The sequence below is a fragment of the Paenibacillus sp. FSL M7-1046 genome (assembly GCF_038007405.1).
In the GTDB taxonomy this organism is placed as follows: Bacteria; Bacillota; Bacilli; order Paenibacillales; family Paenibacillaceae; genus Paenibacillus_AQ.
Genome location: NZ_JBBOXB010000001.1, coordinates 5,794,163 through 5,814,676, shown reverse-complemented (window position 1 = coordinate 5,814,676; position 20,514 = coordinate 5,794,163). Strand labels below are relative to the sequence as shown.

Genomic DNA, 20,514 nt, shown 5'->3' with positions numbered 1-20,514 from the left:
TGACATTAGTTTTGCAAGAGGCCCTTTCCAAAGCACTACATCCGTCTATTCCAGATATTTATCTGCATTTTGATTGGAGCGTTTAATCATGAACCATTGTATCCAGGTAATCCCGAAGAAAAAGACCACGGAGCCAACCAATGTGCTCATTACACTCGCAACTACATCAACTTCGTCCTTACCCAGCAGGTCATAGCTGATCATTAATATTGCCCATATCAGAGCACCTGCAGCTCCACTGATCAGATTGGTTTTTTTGAGCCGCTTCACTTCCCCGGCCTTGCTCGGCAGGAGGAATAGCCCACCACGCATGCTCCGGAGCGTAACATAGAAACAAGCTGCCATCAGGATGAGGAAGCTGTCCAGCCAATACTTCAGATCCAAGTGCAGAACAAATACTTTAACAAAAACACTGGCCGCTATGCCCACAAACACAATCGTAAAGCCGTGCGACATCAACTTATGTACTTCACCTTGAATCCGCTCATCCTTGATACCCTTACCTTTCATTACTACTCCTCCCAAAATATATCGTTTAAAGTTGTTCCCAGTTCCTTGCAGATGGCAATGCATAACCGGATCGTCGGGTTGTAATTTCCCGCTTCAATCAGTCCTATCGTCTGTCTCGTCACGCCCACCGCTTCCGCCAGCTGTTCCTGGGACAGGTCCTTCTGAATCCGCGCCAGTTTCAGCTTGATGTTCTTCTCACTCACCAGAGCCCTCCCGGGAATAAATTCACTTACCGCTCAATTGTAATCTATAACCGTCATTATGTACAATATATATTGCATATTCCTTTCAATCCCATGAAAAAAAGCATCCCACAGGATGCTTCAATAAGAGTTGGCCCAGTTTTTGTTCCTAACAGCGGCTTGGTTGTTTATTCCACAATTCCACTCTCCGGATAGCTGTCTACAACTGTAAGCAGCTGAGCAGCTTCCTTGCGTGGACGGCTGGCGGGAATGATCTCCGGATAACCGGCATGGATCATCGCAATCACTTTCTCCCCCGGCTTCACGCCAATCTTGCTGCGGAACTCCGGAGCGTAAATATAAGGATCCGTCTTCCAAATCGTACCTACTCCCCGTTCCCATGCCGCCAGCTGGAAGTTCTGCACAAGTGCGGATGCAGCGGCAAAATCCTCATCCCACTCTCTTTGACGCGGGTCCTCAGGGATCACGACGATTACGGTTAAAGGAATCGATGAAAGATATCCTTTGCGTTTGGCTGCAAATTCCGGATCAGCTGCCCCGCGCTTCAAGAATGAATAAGCAGCATCCCCAAGGAATTCCGCCCCTTCCCCCTGAAAAGCAATAAATCTCCACGGCTGCCGCAGTCCGTGATTGGGCGCCCACACCGCGATATCCAGCAGTTCCTCGAGCAGGCCTTCAGGCAGGGGTTCAGGCTTAAACTGTTTAATGGAGCGGCGCTCCTTGATCACTTCGGCAATGCTGCCGTAAGCTGCAGACTGGTTCTGATTCATAAGGATTCCCTCCAGCAGTAAGTTATGATAACCATTCTCAGTGATTGTACATGATTCCAAATGCTTTTTCAAACTGGGGAATGTCCTGATCATACTCGTCAAGCCTATCCTGTATCTTGGAGTGAATGCGCTTGTTTGCTGTACAGCCAAGTGGAAACGGCCTCGCCGTCCTAAAAAGGACGGTATCCGTTTCAGCGAGAAATAGAAGGATAATTTATAGCGTGAAGCATATAACCCTTATATTTCAAAAAAAGCACCGCCCGAACGGGCAGTGCCTGTAGCTCTTTTCGATCAGCCGAAACGGCCCATGATATATTCCTGGGTCATTTGATTCTCCGGATTGCTGAAGACTTTCTCTGTCTTGTCGTATTCCACAAGTGAACCGAGGTAAAAGTATGCGGTAAAATCCGAAATCCGCGCCGCTTGCTGCATATTATGCGTAACAATAACGATGCGAAGCTCTTCCTTGAGTTCCTTGATCAGCTCTTCCACTTTACCGGTCGATACAGGGTCGAGTGCCGATGCCGGTTCATCCAGCAGCAGGATCTGCGGATTAACCGACAATGCACGGGCGATACATAACCGCTGCTGCTGTCCGCCGGACAACGCCAACGCTGAATCCTTCAGGCGGTCCTTAACCTCGTCCCATAATGCAGCACGCCGCAGACTGCTTTCCACAATTTCGTCCAGTGCCTGCTTACCTTTAATGCCGTGGTATTTTGGACCAAAAGCAATATTGTCATAAATCGACTTATAGAACGGATTCGGTTTCTGCCAGACCATGCCGATCTTTTGCCGCAGCTTGATCACATCCGTACCGTGAGCGTTGATGTCCACGCCGTCAATCCAGATGCTCCCTTTCGTTGTCGAACCGGAGATGTCATCATTCATACGGTTAAGTGAACGAAGGAAAGTTGATTTACCACAGCCCGACGGGCCAATAAGTGCAGTAACAGTATTCTGGCCAAATGGAAGACTGATTCCCTTTACTGCTTCATATGTGCCGTAAAATATGCTCAGGTCCTCTGTTTGAAATGATTCACGCACCACAGGTTCCGCTATTCCCATCTCTTACTCCTCCTAAAATGTTTCTATAATCAAAGTTTTAGTTCATTCTTTTGGAAGCAGTCAGCTTGCGGTAAATATATCTGCCGAAATATCTTGCGGCCAGATTGAAGATCAATACTGTAATAACGAGCACGGCCGAAGCTCCGGCTGCGATTTGTACGGCATCAGGCGCCAGCCCTTCGCTGTTGACTTTCCAGATGTGAACGGCCAGGGTTTCAGCCGGACGGAAAGGATTAAGCGGTGAAGTTTGACTAAGCGGATTCCAGTTGGTGAAATCCAGACGCGGGCTGCTCATGCCCGCCGTGAACATCAGAGCGGCCGCTTCACCGAAGACACGGCCAGCGGAGAGGATCGTACCGGTGATAATCGTCGGCAGCGCCACGGGTAACAGTACAGAGGTAACAATCTTCCACTTGGATAATCCAAGGGCAAATCCTGCCTCTTTCTGCTGCTTGGGCACTGTACGGAACGCCTGCTCCGTAATACGCACCATCAGCGGCAGATTAAATACGGTAAGTGCGAGAGCACCGGATATTAAGGAGAACCCCAGATTGAAGGTGTTTACGATCAATAACAGACCGAACAAACCTACGACAATGGAAGGGAAGGAAGACAGGACTTCTACGATCAGGCGGATAAAGTTCGTAAGTTTACCTGGACGTGCATACTCTGCCATAAAGATCCCCGCTCCAAGACCCAGCGGTACAGTTATGATCAGCGTCAGCACCAGCAGGAACAGTGAGTTGAACAACTGTGGACCCACACCTCCGCCTGCGCGGATTTTTTGCGGTGCGGAAGTCAGGAAATCCCAACTGATATGGTTTAAGCCACGGATCAGAATATATCCAAGCAATCCAACCAGAATGGCTACAATAAGTAATGCGAAAAAGACGATAACGGTAGTGGCAACCTTGTCTGCTGTTCTCGGCTTCAAATTTTATTTCTCCTTTCAAGCATTCTTACGATGAGGACAAAAGCAAAAGTCATCAGCATAAGAACCAGCGCCATACTCCACAGCGCATTATTGTGCGTTGAACCCATCGTTGTGTTCCCCATGCCAAGCGTAATTACGCTGGTCAAGGTTGAAGCCGATTCGAAAAGCGACCGCGGCACGAAAGGTGCATTCCCGATTACCATCTGTACAGCAAGGGCTTCACCGAAAGCACGGGCCATCCCCAGCACTACCCCCGTCATAATTGCAGGGAATGTAGTCGGAAGAATCACCCGGGAGATCGTTTGCCACCGTGTAGCACCGAGCGCAAAGGAGGATTCTTTTAAGTTTTGCGGCAAAGAAGCCAGCGCGTCTGCAGCCACGCTTGTAATCGTCGGCAAAATCATTACCGATAGGACAAGCGCGCCTGCAGCAACCCCGATGCCCTGACCTGGCAAGGTATTACGCAGAAACGGCACAATGACGCTCAAACCCACAAAGCCATAAACGACTGATGGGATACCTGACAGCAGTTCGATAACCGGCTGCAGCAGCCTTTTCCCCCAGCCTGGCACAATTTCAGTCATGAACAGGGCTGCGCAGATACTGAGCGGACTTGCGATAAGCGCCGCAAGCAGCGTAACCAGAAATGAGCCGGTAATAAAAGGCAATGCTCCGTAAGAGGGATTGTCGCCTTCCGGGGACCATTTTTTGCCGAACAAGAAATCAGAAAGCTTAATTTCACCGCTGGTAAAGTTAGCAATCCCTTTGGACGCCACAAAATACACCATCGATACAATGATTACTATCAATAGGAGTACACAGAAGGACATATAAGAACGCCCGATAAAATCTTCGATATGATGTTTTTCAATTTTGGATTTCTTAGGTTTTACACTCAAGCTGCTCCCTCTTTCTAAAGTGAAAAGAGAGGCAGAAGGATTCCGCCTCTAATCACATGAAGTTCTAATGGATGAAGTCTGTAAAGCTTGTCAGCCAGGAATTACTTGGTTGATACTTTGCCTTCTACATCACGGGAAACCTGCATTTTCGAAGCCGGGATATATCCAAGCTCTACTACATCGCCGTTCTGCACTTCATCTGTCATGATGTAGTCAAGGAATGCTTTGACATGTTCAGCAGGCTCACCATTTGTGTACATGTGCTCGTAAGCCCACACCGGATATTTACCGGAGATAACATTGTCTACAGAAGGCTCAACACCTTCATAGTTCAGCGTTTTTACAGTTTCATCAAGGTAAGACAATGCCAGATATCCGATAGCCCCTGGAGTTTCGCCGATCATTTTCTTAACAGTACCGGAAGAGTCTTCTTGAATCGATCCTTCTTGGTCTTCTGTTTTAGTTCCAAGTGCGAAGCTTTCAAAGGTTGCGCGTGTACCCGAGCTTGCTGGACGGTTGATAATTTGAATCGCTTGATCCGCTCCGCCAACTTCACTCCAGTTCTTAATTTTTCCTGTGAAAATGTCAACCAGCTGCTGTTTAGTCAGGCTGTCTACTCCAGCTTTCGGGTTGCTTACTGCTGCAATCGCTACAACCGCAACTTGATGGTCAACGAGTGATTTTGCTTTTTCTGCATCTGCATCCTTCAGCTTCTCTTCTGCGAACACATCGGAGTTACCGATATCTACTTGCTTCTCAGCAACCTGAGTCAAGCCCGTGCCGCTTCCTCCGCCTTGTACTTGAATATCAACGCCTGCGTTTGCATCCATAAAGCCTTCAGCTGCCATTTCAACAAGTGGCTGAAGTGCTGTGGAGCCCGAAGCCAGAATCGATCCGCTTAATTCTGCGCCGCTGCTTTCTGTAGGTGTATTTGTCGCAGCTGCATTAGTTCCCCCATTATTAGTTGCCGCATTATTTCCTCCGTTACCGCATGCCGAAAGTGCTACTACGCTGGTTAAAGCCAAAGCCATGATCCACGATTTTCTGAATTGCATTGTTGTTTGTTCCTCCTAAAGGTTTTGTGTGTGTGACCCATTGAATCTGCTTCTTACAAAACTCACTTTGGAAGCATTCCTCTGTGTGTATCTCTTATGACTCTTCCTATTCTAGAGCTCGTTCGTTAGAGAAAAAGCTTATGTTTGTAAAACGAAAGATAAAAATTCTAATAGAAAATGTATAACAGTATAGATATAATCTATATTAAGAAGATGTTTTATTAACTTATTGCCATCCAGACCGGAGGAAATCCATGAATATTGTGAAGCTGCAAATTGTAGTCCTGATTGAAAAATATAAAAAAGTAACGGATGTCGCTGCCGAAATGGGCCTAAAGCAGCCTACCGTTTCCTTTCATATGAAAAGCCTTGAGAATGAGCTTGGAGCCTCCCTCTTTCAATACCGCAGCGGGCGTGTGCTGTTAACCGATGCCGGACGGGCGCTTTTTCAATACGCAGTTCGTATAGTTTCACTCGCTGCAGAAGCGGAGCGGAGCGTCAAACAGTTCTCCTCCCTCACATCAGGAAGCCTTACACTTGAGGCCGGGTATATGCCTGGTACTTACTTTGTTCCTAATATAATGTCGCAATTTATCAATCTTCATCCGGGGATAGATGTGTCGCTTACGATACAATCGGACCACCTTGTGCGCGAACGGCTGAGGGGGCGGGAGATCCAACTGGGGATACTGCAAGACAGTGATGGCGGAGATGACTCCTTTCATACACAGGTGGTTGCCCGGGATGAGGTTGTTCTTATATTTGCACCCGGTCATTCGTTTGCTCAAATTAAAGTGCTGTCCCCGGAGCTGTTGGCGCAAGAGCCATGGATTCAGCATGATCCCGCTTCCAGCCTGAGAGGAACAGCCGACCAATGGGCACAGCTGAACAATGTGCGGATATGGAATAATACTGTTGTTAATTCGCCGGAGGCCTTTAAAAGGATGATTAGTGAAGGCGGAAATGTGGGACTATTCTCCAAAGCAGGGGTTGCAGACGAGGCGGCCTTGGGCCGTTTAAGTTATGCTCCGCTCCCGGGGATTTCGCCCGGACTTGCGACTTATGTACTGGCTTGGCGAAAGGATTATACCTTAACTCCCTTGCAGCAGGCGTTTGTGGAAATGGCTGCTGCTGAGAGCGTGTTGGTATGATAACAGTTAATTGTATTTATTTAATGTCATTAACTATGTGAATTAATTAATGATGTGAATTAAATAAACCGGTGCTCCACTCAAGCTGATTGATTCAGCTCAAAGCAGACCACCGGTTCTATGTGAGGTACATTTTCTCATTTATTCATGCCATTAACTATCTTTCGATTTTCCGCAGAAACGCCCACCGTCCTTAAAAGGACACCAAAGCTACTCCATCGTAAAGTCAACGTTTCTCTGCTACCAGCGTAAACGTCTTGGGAATTCCTTTGTCGTAAACCTCAGAAGACAGGTTGGGCTCCTCCACCAGTTCTCGGATGAGTAGACCACTACCAGCGGCTGCCGTAACGATCTCCCCCAAAGTCCAGCGCCGCCAATAAACAACACTATGCTTCTCACCTGTCTGACCGCCTGAAGCAGGCAAATACTTCGAGTAAGACACCTTTTTCTCTTCCATAGCCGTATCGAAATAATCGCCGCTTACCTTGTGCTTCCGTACTTTAGCGGTTGATCCTTTGGAAGAAATCAGCTTGGTCGTTACCGGATGAAAGTCGCGCAGCACGAAGGTTCCCCCCGGAGCCAGCAGACGGCAGACAGTATCCATAAACGGGGTCAGGTCGGTGAAATAATGGACAATCCCCATTTCAGCGAAAACAATATCATACGTGCTGTCCAGCACTTCGTCCGGCAGCTTCAGCACATCCGAAACGATATAGGACAGCCCGACTCCGGCTTCCTGCGCCAATTCCGCCGCGTACCGGGCGTTGGCTTCCGAGAAATCGGCAACAGTCACTTCGGCTCCCAGCAGCCCAAGGGCTACCGCCTTCATGCCGTTCGAGCCCATCAGATTCATCATCTTCTTCCCGCGGACCTCTCCGAAATAAGCGTTTAACGGGAACAGCCGGGACACTGGATCTTTAGACAACTTTGCTGCTGCCTCTGACGGAGTGCCGAATCTGCTTGTCCATGCAGCATAGGTATCCTCATTCCACAGTTCTTCACTGGAAGGCACAGCTCCCGGATTGTCTTGCGGTTCTTGTTCTAAGTCTTGATCATTCATACTGTGAAATACCCCTTTATGTTGATAAGTTGTCTGTTAGAATGTGTGCTTTAGGAGATGCTGGGCAGAGCCTCACTTCTCTTTGCAGCTTTCCTGCGTCCTGCATACAAATAGACTGCAAGCCCTCCCATTACCAATACACCGCCGGCCCATTGGAGGATTGTCAACTGTTCGCCAAGCAGCAGGAAGGCCAGAATACTTGCACCAACCGGCTCTCCCAGAATATTCATCGAAACGGTAGTCGCCGAAGCGTACTGCAGCAGCCAGTTAAACAAAATGTGACCAAATACGGTCGGGACAATTGCCAGCAATACGAAGATTCCCCACTCCCTTGGCGGATAATCAAAGAACGGAATGCCCGCCAGCAGATTATATACCGCAAAAACAATAGCCGCTGCGATAAATACAATCAGGCTATACAAATACGATGGCATGCGGGCAACCAGCTTCTGTCCGATCAGCAAATGAGCGGCAACTGCTGCTGTTCCGCCAATGGACAGCAAATCACCTTTTAAATTGTCGGAGGACAGGCCGATATCTCCCCAGCCAATAAATACAACACCAAAGATCGCAATGGCAAGCCCCGCTATGGCGGACTTGCTGCTTTTTTCTTTATACAGCAAATAGGCTCCCAGCATAATAAACACCGGCTCCAGTGCCATAATCATCGTCGAGCTGGCTACAGAGGTGAATTTCAGTGAACCCATCCACAGTAAAAAATGCAGGGCCAGCATCGCCCCGGACACAAGCAGCAGCAGCCAGTCTTTGCGGCGCAGGGCAAAAGCGGCTCCGCTGTAAGGCCGGGCAAAGGGCAGCATCAATAGCGAGGTGAACAGCAGCCGGTACATCCCCTGAACCGATACCGGAGCGGATGACCATTTTATAAAAATAGAAGAAAAAGAAATAGCCACAATTCCAATCAGCATCAATAGCGGAATGGGAACAGGCGGTTTTTTTGAAGTCACAGCAGGCATCCTTTCGGCTCAGATAAAAGTCACTTATGTAAATTTACCGCAGAATCCGGAAAAATGCAGCTTTTTTCATGAAAATTCGCAACAAAGGCTGCAGCTTCCTGAAAAACATCAAAGGCATGGCCTCCCGGCCTGCGGCGGAAACCCATGCCTTCGTTGATCCGGTAACCGATGAACTCCCGTAACATTAAGGCTTAAGCACAACCTTAGATACAATCCTCTTCCTTGTCTCCGAACACCTTATAGCCATGCTCCGCTCTGCTGATCGGCTAGCAACATACTATGTTATAACCCCAAAGTCGCGGTGTTTATCCGTTATCCCCCGAAGTCTCTTTCCTAGATGCCTAAATATTCAAAGAAATCGAATATTCCTTGTAGTACCAGCCAGCCTGCAAGCGCAGCCGCTGCCAATAGAGCAGCAAGTAACACAGCCCATACCCTAATATTGCGTTTCAGTCTGCTTGAGCGTCCCATTCCCACTTCATCATCTGACTTCCAGTACCAATCACCGTCAAGATTCATCAGTTCATCACCCTTCCGCTAATTCAGTGGGCGGATGCAGCAGCGGAGAGTACATCATCAAGGCATGATTTTCGGCTACCGCTTCATCCCCTGCAAGCTCGCCGCTCCGCGTAAATACTCTGCGGCGGATGCTGTTGCTGCGGACATAACCGCCCCATGGTTCCAGACGGATAACATGATCAGCCTCATATACCTCATAATGATAAAGCTGCTTGTCATCGCATCGCCATTCGCCGTACAGATGAGTATCATCCAGGTGCAGCTTCAACTGATAAGTCCGGTCTGTATTGTTCTGAAGCTGCAGATCCAAATAATTATATGCACAAGTAGCCCCGCTGCCGAAAGGTTGTGTCCGCTGTTCGTCGGGAAATACATCATAGCTGTGGCGGTGCCGCTCGGTCACGGTCAGCGGGGTGTGCAGCGTCATCCAGTAGATCAGATTGGACAGCTGGCATAATCCGCCTCCTGTGCCGGAACGAAAACCACCGTAATATAGAACCATTCCGTCCAAGTAACCTTTGCGCCGGGTTGGCTTGCCGATCGTTTGCCAATACGAGAAGGTCTCTCCCGGCGAGATCACCAGACCATCCAGCCTGGCGACGGCCAGACGCAGATTTGCAATCTTATTGTACTGTAGCTGCATGTCCACATTTCGCAGTCTGCGCAGGAGCGGGGTTGAATGCCCAGCTGCCTTATAGGGCAGTGCCTCAGACCGATGTTTTGTTGCCTTGTTCCGGCGCTGAATAAACCATGTCCAGTATCTTTTCCAAGTGAAATATCGCTTGCCGGCGAACAATCTCAATCTGGACCGGCGCACTGGCTTCATCGCAGATTTCCCTGCATTCATTGGAATTCTACCTCACGCTCCGGCCGAAGCACAGCGAATCTCCCGCCCAGCACTGAATTATGATGCCTGACAATCTCTTCACCGCTAAAATCGGCGTTGCCGAAAGTGCTATGCGCATCCTGGACCAGTACGCTGGAATACCCCATGCTGTAGGCCCGTCTAGTGGTTGTATCGACACAGAATTCGCTTTGCATCCCGCAGATGACAAGATCGGTCACACCCAAACGCTGCAGCTCCTCATGCAGCCGGGTACGGTGAAAAGCATCCCAAGTCGGCTTCTCCACGATGGAGTCTTCCTCCTTCGGCGTAATTCGGCTGCTGATCTGCCAGGTGGGCAAACCCTTCGTATATTCCTCATCCTCGGTATGCTGGATATAAACAACCGGAGCCCCTGCGGAGCGGGCTTTATTCAATAGCGATATAATCCGGTCCATCACGCCTCCTTCATCATGCAGCTTCACATCATAAGAGAACATGGCTTCTTGGACATCGATAATTAATAAGGCCGTTGTCATGTATGATCCCTCGCTATTCCCTGGTTTTTCAATAATTATACCAGAAGAATACGTGAAGAATACCCTTGGTATTTTACAAATTCATCTGCAAACATTATAAAATTGTCATCCCTTTAGATAATTTCTTGTACACCAAAAAACCGGGCCTCTGCATGGCAGAAGTCCGGTTCGAATCTTGGTTATTTCCCTCGTTTATTATGCCAGATGAGTGCATGAAGCTGAGGGAGCACCCGTGCCCGGTTCATCTCCGGATCGACGATCACCTGATTAAACAGCCATTCCAGTCTACCCAGCAGACGTACGGAAATGTCACCTTCCTCCGTGACATCCTCATTGCCCGGCTGCAGGAACAGTGGCACCCCAGGGTATCGTTTATGCACTGCTTTGGCATATTCATAATCGCTTTCGTTAAAGACAACAACCTTCAGACTATGGGCAGCTTTGCCTTTATCATGCAGCTTCCCCATAATGCCATCAAGGATCTCCCAATCCGTCGTCATACCTGAGCTTGGCGGTTTGGGGCTGATTGTCAGCACATCCACATCGTTGAACCATTCCTGCCAGCGGCTGCCCTGCGTTTCGATTGCTGCTTGAATGCCCCGCTCGTGCAACCCCATGATGAAGGTGCCCATCGCCTCGCCAATTAGTGCAGGGTTGCCACCGGAGATGGTTACACAGTCAAAATTATTTCCGGCTAGTGAGAGCAGCTCGGCCATAATCTCCTCTGGTGTAAGCATCCGCACCTTCTCCTTGGCCGAACCATCCCATGTGAATGCGGAATCGCACCAGCTGCAGCGATAGTCACAGCCATAGGTACGGACGAACATGGTTTTCACTCCGATAACTGCGCCTTCCCCCTGGATGGTTGGGCCGAACATTTCTATGACCGGAATCTTACTCACAGTCACAACCTCCATGCATACGGTAGGAGGGTCCATCCTCCGGAATGTCCTCAGCCAGCACCTCCGCCCAGGAAGTGGGCGTCTCCCACAGCTTAACGGAATATAGCGGCAACGCCGCTTGCTTCAGCTTGTAGGCTATATAACACGCCATGTTCTCCACCGTCGTGCGGAAGGAGAGCAGCGCTACCTTCGATCCCGTATTTATCAATGTATCCAGCACAGGCTCGTTGCCCATCGCCAGAAAAGCGTGATCCAGCCGGTCGACCAGACTCTGCTGTACCGTGTTTTTAATATCGCTGAAATCAATCACGAAGCCTTCGTCCGAATGCCCCTCCTCCACGGAAGGTTTGCCCTTCAGGACCACTTCAAGCTTGTAGGTGTGGCCGTGGAGATTGCTGCATTTTCCCTTATGTCCAATCAGCTGATGTGCAGCGTCAAAAGTGAATATTTTACAAACCGATACTTCGCCTAGCATTATAAGCCGACCTTCTTTCTCTCAGCCACATATTGCTCAAGGCCACGCTTGCGAAGCAAACATGCCGGGCAGGTGCCGCAGCCGCTGCCAATGATACCGTTGTAGCAAGTCAGAGTGTGCTGACGGATGTAATCAAACTGGTCCAGCTCGTCGGCCATCTTCCAGGTTTCTTTTTTATCCAGCCACATTAGTGGTGTATGAATGACAAACTCATAATCCATGGACAGATTGAGGGTTACATTCAATGATTTCACAAACACATCGCGGCAGTCTGGATACCCGCTGAAATCGGTCTGGCATACGCCGGTGACGATATTGGCATATCCTAGCTGCTTCGCCAGAATTGCCGCAAAGGACAGGAACAGCAGGTTCCGGCCATCTACAAAGGTGCTGGGCAATTCATCCCCTTCACCGGATACAATTTCTATATCATCACGGGTCAAAGCATTGGGTGCCAGCTGATTCAGCAATCCCAAATCAAGAATATGCTGCTTCACATTGAACTTGGCGGCAATTTCCTTGGCAACCTCAATTTCAGCGGCATGGCGCTGGTTATAGTTAAAAGTAACGACCTGAACTTCCTCAAAGTGCTGAATAGCCCACACGAGGCAGGTTGTACTGTCTTGTCCGCCGCTGAATACGACGAGCGCTTTTTTATTCATTTCACACTCTCTCCTCTCCACGATCTGGGATCATCGGTTATCCACTTTTTCTGGATATAGGTCATGATTAATCAGCCGGTGTTCGGCCATCGCCTCATACTTGGTTCCCGGACGCCCCCAGTTGCAGTAAGGATCAATGGATATTCCGCCGCGCGGGGTGAATTTGCCCCATACTTCGATGTAACGCGGCTCCATGAGCGAGATCAAGTCATTCATAATAATGTTGACACAGTCTTCATGAAAGTCACCGTGATTGCGGAAGCTGAACAGATAGAGCTTCAGGGACTTGGACTCGACCATCTTTTGCTCCGGAACGTACGAAATGTACATCACGCCGAAATCCGGCTGTCCGGTTACGGGGCACAGGCTGGTGAACTCGGGGCAATTAAACTTCACAAAATAATCGCGGCCGGGATGTTTGTTGTCAAACACCTCGAGAATTTCCGGATCATAGCCGAATTTGTACTGCGTCCCTTGATTGCCCAGCAGGGTGACCTCTTGCATTTCCTCTTTCAATCTGCCTTCTGACATGACAAAAAACCCCTCTCTTTTCCCGCGGCTTACTGCCGGAACTGGAAAGAAGAACGAGATTTCGAAAACATGGCCCTACTAAGAAATTACGCAGCATAGCAGGAAATAAGTATAGGCATCTCCCTATACTCCCTTAAGCCCCCTTCAACCGGAGACTTTACCTATGCATCAAGATGTCTTAGTTTTTTATAGAGGGAGTTTGCGAACCTCTCCTGCGATGTACACGCAGACTTCTTCTTAAACTTATTATTAACGTCTTGAACTATAACATGATTGGCAGAAGATTGACAACCATAAAGAATTTGCCTGCTAACAGACTTATTGCCATCACTACTCTTTGCCGGTTCTCCAGATCCACAGTGCCAGAACGGTCATCCACAGCGGGAGCAGCAGACTCTCGAAAAGTAGCGGGCCGTCGCCATTTAGAATACGATTTAAATTTTCCACGATTTCAATGCTTGGCAAAGCGGCGAAGAACGGATAAGTCCAGTCCGGCAGTGCCTGATATACGGAAGCAAGCAGGAAAAAGACAACCATGACCGCAGAGCTGACAGCAGAACCATTCTTAGAAGAGTCAAGCTTCAATCCGATGATCATTCCAATCTCCACAAAAAGGATCCCTCCAGCCAGCATATACGGAAAGACCGACAGCAATTCTGAGGCAAACCCCTGATTGAGCAGAAATACTACCGTTTGTGAGAAGACAGAAAACAGCAGAACTGTTAAACCTTTGGCCACGAGAATCTGTCCTCTGCCAAGCGGTGATATAAGCAGCGCATCAAAGGTTTTACTTTCCCGTTCTTCAATGAGACCCGGACCGGTCATCATAATCCCTATCATAACCTGGGCGAACAAAATCCACGTTGACAGCAGCATAAAGTTAATCCCGTTTTTGTCCATGACCGAGATGATGATTTTGGACATAAAAATCGGCAGCATCACGAGAATAATTATAGAAGGGTTGCTTAGCAAATCCTTGCATTCATGACGGATCAGCTTCGTCACTTGACTCAACTCAGCTCACTTCCCGTCAGGGCGGCGAATACGTCTGCCAAAGAAGCTTCTTTGCTATGCAGGCTGATAAGCTTCCCGCTCGCCATAAGCTGATAAATGTGGTCTTTCGTCATCTCGTCCGCCAATGGCCAGGATGTGCTCATCACTTGATTCTCTTGCCAGTATTCGGTTTCAATCTCTGCCTTTCCATAAGCCTTTTTCAAGCTCAGCGGGTTATCCAGTGCGACCAATCGTCCAGCATGCATAATGCCTACACGGTCGCTTAACTCCTCCGCCTCATGCATATCATGGGTGGTGATGACAATCGTAGTTCCTTCAGCCTTAATCCTCATTATGTATTTCCTGATAAGCGCCGCCGAGTTGGGATCCAATCCGCTTGTCGGTTCATCCATAAACAGTACTTTGGGCCTGTGCAGCAGGCTTCTGGCGATTAACACTCGCTGCTTCCAGCCTTTGGACAAGCTGCCAACCTTGGATTTCTGTCGTTCCTCCAGTTGCAGGCTGCCAATCACTTCATCCACCCGCCCCTTGGCCACACCGTACAAATCGGCAAAAAGTTCAAGGTTATCGCGGATCGAACTGCGTACATATAGATTTGGCAGCTCAAAGACAACCCCGATCTGAGCGTGAACCTTCTTTTTATGTTGTGAAACATTCATGCCATTAATCATTATTTGTCCTTCACTGGGCTGAAGCAGGCCGGTCATCATGCGAATAGTTGTTGTTTTCCCCGCCCCGTTGGGACCTAGAAAGCCAAACACTTCCCCTTCCCCCACTGAAAAAGACAGCCTGTCTACCGCCCGCTTCTCCTGAAACGATTTCGATACCTCCGTAAGCTGAATCAATGGCCTACCCGCCTTTGCCTAAAGTTTGCTTTCCTTCAAGCTTATTCGTAGAAATTGAGAATATCCCAAGGAACTGTTTCAGAAATATGGATTCAATTTCAACGAAAGGGGTAACTTAGAATTTATAATCTCTTAAATAAGGATGGGATCAACTTATGGATCAAACGGTACAGAAGCTTATAGATTGGCTCGATGCTCACGCAACCACAACCATTGTAATCAAAAAGCAGGAGCTTGAAGATCTCGATACAGTCCACTTTCAATTGGAAACCGTAGAGTACCGCACAGCTGAGGATACGGTCGATGATTATCTGGATGATGCGCTTATCTTAAGAGGTTCAGGCAATACCCTGAATGCGGATGGTGAACTTGTGCCGCTTCCACAGCATAGTTATGAAATTGCCGTCAGCGGACTACGTTTGGATAATCTTGGTGAAGATAACGCGGAACTCCAGACAGATAGAGCCAAGTATGCTCTCTCCATAAGCTAATCGGAATACTAAGAGCCCACTGCACATGTCTCTATGCAAAGAAAGGCCGCGGTATTTACTCCCGCGGCCAACGATATAAAGTTATTCTTCTCCGATAATTTCCACTTCAGTCTCCAGCTCGACTCCGAATTTATCCTTCACTGCAGCCCGCACATGCTGAATAAGTCCGATATAATCGCTCGCAGTGGCATTATCTGCGTTGACAATAAATCCGGCATGTTTACGCGAGACTTCCGCACCGCCAATCCGGGTCCCTTGAAGCCCGCTTTCCTGAATCAGCTGTCCGGCATAACGGCCCGGCGGCCGCTTAAAGACACTGCCGCATGACGGGTATTCCAACGGTTGCTTGGATTCACGCAGATAGGTCAATTCATCCATGGAAGCTTTAATTAAAGCAGGATTTCCCGGATTTAGCGCGAATCTGGCTTCCAGCACGATATATTCACCGCTAGCAAAAACACTTTGTCTATATCCCCATTGAAACTCATCCCCTTGCAGGGTGACCAGCTGCCCCGCCTTATTGATCGCAAGTGCACTTTGCAGCACATCCTTAACTTCGCCTCCATAAGCGCCAGCATTCATGTAGAGAGCACCGCCAACTGTTCCGGGGATACCGCAGGCAAACTCAAGACCTGCCAGTTCCTGCTCCAGGGCATACCTGGATACATCAATGATCTTAGCACCGCACTGGGCGTACAGAAGATCTCCTTGAATCCCCATACTGTTAAGGCCTGAGGTCTGCAGGACGATCCCGCGGATCCCACCGTCACGGATAATTACATTTGAACCATTTCCCAGTACTGTGAGAGGAATATCATTCTTCCGGGCATATGTAACAATATTTTGAATTTCCTCATAAGTGGCAGGTTCAGCCAGTATATCTGCACGGCCGCCCATTTGGGTGAATACATAATCCTTAAGCACTTCATGGCTTTTTACCGTACCGGCTGGAGCCAGTTGCTGCAGATCCTCTTGAATTTTGCTGATATTCATCCTTCATGCTCCTTTTACGCTATGAAAATAATAAATCTTACCTTCTATACTGTTATGTTGATCCAGCTTTACTTTGAACTATGGCAACCACAACTTTAACAACGAACAGGCTCCCTTGTCAATGACGGGAGCCTGCTGCGGTATGCCTGCTATTTTTAGTATGAAACAATTTTTACAGTTATACCCTAAACCTGCGGCGATGCAGCTTGAATGCGGTATTCGGCTCTACGTGTGGCCCGTTCCTCTTCTTTCAGACGGGGGCAGGTATAGCAGACACTTCCGCCTTCAGTCCGATAATACAGACAGCAGCGGTTACGCATGTGTACCCTCTGCTCTGGATCAGCAAGCGATTCGATCTTGCGCACCTCAACATCAAATGGATTTCTGGGAAGCTGGAACACTTCCGCAGCCAGGCCTTTCCTCAGATAACTGTAGTCGTCCTGCACGTGAATCAGAAATTCCTTATTGCTGTCGCCTGCTGCAAGCATTTCAATGTAGTAGTTGAACTTAGACGGGAGCTGTCCCCAGATCTCCCCCAGTCTCAATCCGCTGGCGGCAGACATTGTACACAGCAGCGGGCTTGCTGTGTTCCTGTAGAACTCAGTGAACACTTTATTACGCCAAGTAACCCGACCCTGTTCGTCAGCAGGCGCTGGCTCTATCACCCAGGAATTCAAAGAGAAGGCAACGCGGCAATACCCGCTCGCCGGAATGAGATGAATGCGCAAATTAGATAAGCTGATCACCGGCACATTGGAATATAACGAGACCGAATATTGTACTGCTAGCGCCAAGCTGGAGAACCAGCCGCCAAAGTATGCAGCCACAGCCTTATCGTCCAGTGCCTTCATCAGCGGTCTGTAGCAGTCCACAAATGCTCTCATACCCTCTACATTAATCAGATCCTGCGCTGTAAATGAATACCTCGCCTCCTCTGGGGGAGATGGATAAAGATCAAATTTGCTGCCTATGTCTTTTATCTGTGCCTCATTCATTCCGTTTCCTCCTTAATTCCCCTAGCTAATCCTTCACTTGTCAATTACATGCCGACAGCTTTATAAGCAGCAAGCTCGTAAGGAAGGCATAAAGGTACACCTGTGCGTGGATCGGGAACGATATCACATTCGATTCCGAATACTTTGCGAAGCACATCTGGTGTCATAACCTCCATCGGGTTCCCTTCGCTGATGACGGTGCCTGACTTGATCGCTACCATATGCTGCGCGTAGCGGGAGGCATGGTTCAAATCATGCACCACCATAATGATCGTGCGGCCCTCTTCCTGGTTCAGCTTCTGCAGCAGCTGCAGTACTTCCAGCTGGTGAGCCATGTCAAGGAACGTGGTCGGCTCGTCAAGGAACAGGATATCTGTCTGTTGTGCTAGAGCCATGGCAATCCAGGCACGCTGGCGCTGTCCACCGGAGAGGCGGTCGATTGGACGATCATGGAACTCTTCCATCCCGGTAACGGAAATCGCATTGGCGATAATCGCACGGTCTTCAGGAGTCATGGTGCCGAAGCCCTTCTGATGCGGGTAACGCCCGTATCCAACCAGTTCGGATACAGTCAGTCCGTCCGGAGCCGTCGGGTTTTGCGGCAGGATGGCCAGTTGGCGAGCCACTTCTTTAGTAGATAGGGTATGAATTGATTTGCCGTCGAGCATGACATTGCCGCTCTTAGGTTTCATAATCCGCGCCATCGTCTTGAGAATCGTGGATTTCCCGGAGCCGTTCGCTCCTACCAGCGCTGTGATCTTCCCTGTTGGGAGAGACAGGTTCAACCCTTTAACAATCGTAGCCTCCGCATAACCAATACTCAGCTGTTCTGTATTCAAACGTTCCGACATGATCTTCACTCCTTGAAAGTTTTATGGAGCATGCGCTCCTTTAAGATTAACGACGCAATAAAACTGACTTCGTAAGCATTCGCTTAGTTTTATGGAGCATTTTGCTCCTTTAGTTAATCAGGCCTTTGATTTGGCCAGTAAATATAGGAAATAGGGAGCGCCGATCAGCGCAACTACAATACCTGTCGGTATTTCAGCCGGCTGCAGAATCCAGCGGCCGATAGTATCCGCAGTAAGCAGCAGCAGCGCGCCGATTAAGGCACAGGCAGGCAGCAGCACCTGATGCTTCGGTCCAACGAGCCTGCGGGCGAGATGGGGCGCAATCAGCCCCACAAAGCCTATGCCGCCGCTTACGGCGACACAGGAGCCGGACAGCGCGACTGCGGCGGCCAGCAGCAGAATGCGTTCCTTCTCCACCGGCATGCCCAGCCCGGCCGATGTTTGGTCCCCGAGGTTAAGTACATTCAGCACCCGGGCTTTGTAGAACGCAAATGGCAGCAAAATAGCTATCCAAGGTGTCAGCGCAAGCACAAATCTCCAGTCGCCGCCCCAGATTTTACCTGCCATCCAGATCGCCACAAACTGATAATTCTGCGGATCCAGCCTTAACGACAGGATCAATTGGAAAGCATAGATGCCTGCACCTACAGCGATCCCGATAAGTATCATTCTTGTCGGCGAGAGGCCATCCTCACGCCGGAAAGACAGGAAATAAATAAGTGCAGCTGTAAGACTTGCTCCGGCCAGCGCCAGCAGCGGAAGAACAAAGATTGGAGCTGCCGAGGTTGCCGGAACAAATGAGATAAAGATAATCACCGCAAACCCGGCACCGGCATTAATCCCCAGTGTAGAAGGCTCTGCCAGCGCATTGCGCGATAAGCTTTGCAGAATGCAGCCGGAAACCGCAAACCCTGCGCCGACAAGCAGCGAGATCACTATGCGCGGTAGCCGGAAATCAAAAAGAATCAGCTTTTGCTGCTGCGTTCCCTCTCCAAGGACTGTGTGTAAAACATCCAGCGGTGATAATCGCATTAACCCGGTGTTCATACTGACAATAAAGATGACCACGATAAGAACCGCAAGTGAAGTCAATATAGCTGCTTCCCGGGTACGGCGTTGTTTCCCGGTGGGTGAGCGCAGAGCTTTGCTCATGACAGCTCCCCCTTCCGTTTACTCGCCAAGTAAATAAAGAACGGCACGCCGATCACTGCGATTAAAGCGCCTAGCGGTGTTTCATAAGGCGCGTTAATCATTCTAGCCGCAATATCAGCAAATACAATTAGTAAGCTGCCGAGTACTGCAGAGCAGGGAATAATCCAGCGGTAATCGACACCAACCAGATAACGGGTAATATGGGGGATAATCAGCCCCACAAAAGCAATCGGTCCAACCGTCGAAACCGCGGAGCCGGCGAGAATCACTACAATAATAATCCCGGCTGTTTGCACTAGCCTGGTCCGCTGTCCAAGCCCCGCCGCTACATCGCGTCCGAGACTAAGGAGTGTAATGGATCGGGAGATCAGCAGAGATCCTATCAGAGCTGCCGCAATCCAGGGAAACAAAATACGAAGCTGTGTCCAATTCGTCCCGCCGATCCCGCCTGCCATCCAGAAGGCAATATCCTGGGACAGATGAAACAGAATCGCGATTCCCTGGCTTACCGCCAGCAGCATAGCACTTACAGCGGCGCCGGCAAGGGTCAGACGCAGCGGGGTTAAGCCGCTATGGGAGAGCGAGCCAATCCCGAACACAAGAATGGCCGCCGCTGCAGCGCCGATGAAGCAGTACAGCATGATGTAGAGAAAAGAAGCAGATGACGCAAAAGCAAAAGCTAACGCCAATCCTGCGCCGGCACCGGCATTCAGACCCAGCAAGCCGGAATCTGCCAGCGGATTGCGGGTCATGCCCTGCATAATTGCTCCTGCGACGGCGAAACAAGTACCAACCAGCGCTCCCGCCAAAGCACGGGGAATCCGCAGTTCCCGAATAATCTGATGCTGCTGCAGATCCGGATTAAACCGGAAGACTGCCTCCCATACCGTCACCAGTCTAATATCCGCGGCACCCACCGAAACGGAAAGTGCCAGACCAAAGACGACAGCGGCAAGGCCGAAAATCAAAATAACTACCGCAGCAACCGGCCTTGTCTTCAGCGGTTGATCTCCTGACGGATTTGTATTGTTAGCTATAGAACGTGTGGATGACACCATAAGTCTTCCCCTTAATAGGATGAGTTCAATGTTGTAATGA

General features: G+C 49.3%; 25 protein-coding genes and 1 riboswitch. Of the genes, 2 read left to right on the top strand and 23 right to left on the bottom strand.

What is annotated here, in order from left to right; all coding sequences use genetic code 11:
- Positions 1–45: 45 nt before the first annotated feature.
- The 7 genes from NYE29_RS25985 to NYE29_RS25955 form a co-directional block, all read right to left on the bottom strand.
- Complete coding sequence (locus NYE29_RS25985) at positions 46–510, bottom strand: DUF6773 family protein (protein ID WP_340898045.1); 465 nt, start codon at positions 508–510, stop codon at positions 46–48.
- A gap of 2 nt (positions 511–512) precedes the next feature.
- Positions 513–713, bottom strand: coding sequence for a helix-turn-helix transcriptional regulator (locus NYE29_RS25980; RefSeq protein WP_340898044.1), 201 nt, complete (start codon positions 711–713; stop codon positions 513–515).
- A gap of 167 nt (positions 714–880) precedes the next feature.
- Positions 881–1,483 (bottom strand): nitroreductase family protein, encoded by a 603-nt coding sequence (locus NYE29_RS25975; RefSeq protein WP_340898043.1) that lies wholly within the window; start codon positions 1,481–1,483, stop codon positions 881–883.
- Between the two features lie 291 nt (positions 1,484–1,774).
- Positions 1,775–2,551 carry a phosphate ABC transporter ATP-binding protein PstB gene (pstB, locus tag NYE29_RS25970; RefSeq protein ID WP_038592650.1) on the bottom strand — a complete coding sequence of 259 codons (777 nt, stop codon included), beginning with the start codon at positions 2,549–2,551 and terminating at the stop codon, positions 1,775–1,777.
- Positions 2,552–2,588: 37 nt separating this feature from the next.
- Positions 2,589–3,485: a phosphate ABC transporter permease PstA gene (gene pstA / locus NYE29_RS25965; protein WP_038592653.1), complete on the bottom strand. Its 897-nt coding sequence runs from the start codon at positions 3,483–3,485 to the stop codon at positions 2,589–2,591.
- The gene (gene pstC / locus NYE29_RS25960; RefSeq protein WP_076111141.1) at positions 3,482–4,384 is read right to left on the bottom strand and encodes a phosphate ABC transporter permease subunit PstC; all 903 of its coding nucleotides are present in this window, start codon (positions 4,382–4,384) and stop codon (positions 3,482–3,484) included. Before pstC ends, pstA begins: the two co-directional genes overlap by 4 nt.
- Positions 4,385–4,485: 101 nt before the next feature.
- Entirely contained in the window at positions 4,486–5,439 is a 954-nt protein-coding gene (locus NYE29_RS25955) for a phosphate ABC transporter substrate-binding protein PstS family protein (RefSeq protein ID WP_340898041.1), read from the bottom strand.
- Between the two features lie 254 nt (positions 5,440–5,693).
- Between NYE29_RS25955 and NYE29_RS25950 the strand changes: the two genes are divergently transcribed.
- Positions 5,694–6,590, top strand: a complete 897-nt coding sequence (locus tag NYE29_RS25950; RefSeq protein WP_340898040.1) for a LysR family transcriptional regulator — start codon at positions 5,694–5,696, stop codon at positions 6,588–6,590.
- Positions 6,591–6,816: 226 nt separating this feature from the next.
- Here the strand turns inward: NYE29_RS25950 and NYE29_RS25945 are convergent, their stop codons facing one another.
- The 11 genes from NYE29_RS25945 to NYE29_RS25895 form a co-directional block, all read right to left on the bottom strand.
- Positions 6,817–7,650, bottom strand: coding sequence for a class I SAM-dependent methyltransferase (locus NYE29_RS25945; RefSeq protein ID WP_340898038.1), 834 nt, complete (start codon positions 7,648–7,650; stop codon positions 6,817–6,819).
- A gap of 50 nt (positions 7,651–7,700) precedes the next feature.
- The gene (locus tag NYE29_RS25940) at positions 7,701–8,615 is read right to left on the bottom strand and encodes a DMT family transporter (RefSeq protein ID WP_445322183.1); all 915 of its coding nucleotides are present in this window, start codon (positions 8,613–8,615) and stop codon (positions 7,701–7,703) included.
- A 342-nt stretch (positions 8,616–8,957) separates the two neighbouring features.
- A complete protein-coding gene (locus tag NYE29_RS25935; RefSeq protein ID WP_076111145.1) occupies positions 8,958–9,143 on the bottom strand; it encodes a hypothetical protein in 186 nt (61 codons plus the stop codon).
- A gap of 7 nt (positions 9,144–9,150) precedes the next feature.
- On the bottom strand, positions 9,151–9,990 hold the full coding sequence (locus NYE29_RS25930) for a VanW family protein (RefSeq protein ID WP_340898035.1): 840 nt from the start codon (positions 9,988–9,990) through the stop codon (positions 9,151–9,153).
- Positions 9,987–10,505 (bottom strand): cysteine hydrolase family protein, encoded by a 519-nt coding sequence (locus NYE29_RS25925; RefSeq protein ID WP_340898033.1) that lies wholly within the window; start codon positions 10,503–10,505, stop codon positions 9,987–9,989. Before NYE29_RS25925 ends, NYE29_RS25930 begins: the two co-directional genes overlap by 4 nt.
- 179 nt (positions 10,506–10,684) lie before the next feature.
- On the bottom strand, positions 10,685–11,407 hold the full coding sequence (queE, locus tag NYE29_RS25920) for a 7-carboxy-7-deazaguanine synthase QueE (RefSeq protein ID WP_340898032.1): 723 nt from the start codon (positions 11,405–11,407) through the stop codon (positions 10,685–10,687).
- Positions 11,400–11,882, bottom strand: a complete 483-nt coding sequence (locus tag NYE29_RS25915) for a 6-pyruvoyl trahydropterin synthase family protein (protein ID WP_340898031.1) — start codon at positions 11,880–11,882, stop codon at positions 11,400–11,402. The genes queE and NYE29_RS25915 overlap by 8 nt, the downstream gene beginning before the upstream one ends.
- Complete coding sequence (gene queC, locus NYE29_RS25910) at positions 11,882–12,544, bottom strand: 7-cyano-7-deazaguanine synthase QueC (RefSeq protein WP_340898030.1); 663 nt, start codon at positions 12,542–12,544, stop codon at positions 11,882–11,884. Before queC ends, NYE29_RS25915 begins: the two co-directional genes overlap by 1 nt.
- Before the next feature lie 30 nt (positions 12,545–12,574).
- Positions 12,575–13,075, bottom strand: a complete 501-nt coding sequence (gene queF, locus NYE29_RS25905; RefSeq protein ID WP_038592676.1) for a preQ(1) synthase — start codon at positions 13,073–13,075, stop codon at positions 12,575–12,577.
- A gap of 172 nt (positions 13,076–13,247) precedes the next feature.
- Positions 13,248–13,291, bottom strand: a riboswitch (PreQ1 riboswitch).
- A 114-nt stretch (positions 13,292–13,405) separates the two neighbouring features.
- Complete coding sequence (locus tag NYE29_RS25900; protein WP_340899809.1) at positions 13,406–14,080, bottom strand: ABC transporter permease; 675 nt, start codon at positions 14,078–14,080, stop codon at positions 13,406–13,408.
- A 5-nt stretch (positions 14,081–14,085) separates the two neighbouring features.
- Complete coding sequence (locus tag NYE29_RS25895) at positions 14,086–14,934, bottom strand: ABC transporter ATP-binding protein (RefSeq protein WP_340898028.1); 849 nt, start codon at positions 14,932–14,934, stop codon at positions 14,086–14,088.
- Between the two features lie 155 nt (positions 14,935–15,089).
- On the opposite strand from NYE29_RS25895, the gene NYE29_RS25890 reads away from it, so the two are divergent.
- Positions 15,090–15,425 carry a hypothetical protein gene (locus tag NYE29_RS25890; RefSeq protein WP_340898027.1) on the top strand — a complete coding sequence of 112 codons (336 nt, stop codon included), beginning with the start codon at positions 15,090–15,092 and terminating at the stop codon, positions 15,423–15,425.
- 81 nt (positions 15,426–15,506) lie between these two features.
- On the opposite strand, the gene murB is transcribed toward NYE29_RS25890, so the two are convergent.
- The 5 genes from murB to NYE29_RS25865 all read right to left on the bottom strand — a co-directional run bounded on the left by murB (position 15,507) and on the right by NYE29_RS25865 (position 20,474).
- Positions 15,507–16,418 carry a UDP-N-acetylmuramate dehydrogenase gene (gene murB / locus NYE29_RS25885; RefSeq protein ID WP_340898026.1) on the bottom strand — a complete coding sequence of 304 codons (912 nt, stop codon included), beginning with the start codon at positions 16,416–16,418 and terminating at the stop codon, positions 15,507–15,509.
- A gap of 185 nt (positions 16,419–16,603) precedes the next feature.
- Positions 16,604–17,413: a (2Fe-2S)-binding protein gene (locus NYE29_RS25880; RefSeq protein WP_340898025.1), complete on the bottom strand. Its 810-nt coding sequence runs from the start codon at positions 17,411–17,413 to the stop codon at positions 16,604–16,606.
- 44 nt (positions 17,414–17,457) lie between these two features.
- Positions 17,458–18,264, bottom strand: coding sequence for an ABC transporter ATP-binding protein (locus tag NYE29_RS25875; RefSeq protein ID WP_038592689.1), 807 nt, complete (start codon positions 18,262–18,264; stop codon positions 17,458–17,460).
- Positions 18,265–18,381: 117 nt separating this feature from the next.
- On the bottom strand, positions 18,382–19,416 hold the full coding sequence (locus NYE29_RS25870) for a FecCD family ABC transporter permease (protein ID WP_038592692.1): 1,035 nt from the start codon (positions 19,414–19,416) through the stop codon (positions 18,382–18,384).
- A complete protein-coding gene (locus tag NYE29_RS25865; RefSeq protein WP_340898024.1) occupies positions 19,413–20,474 on the bottom strand; it encodes a FecCD family ABC transporter permease in 1,062 nt (353 codons plus the stop codon). Before NYE29_RS25865 ends, NYE29_RS25870 begins: the two co-directional genes overlap by 4 nt.
- Positions 20,475–20,514 lie beyond the last annotated feature (40 nt).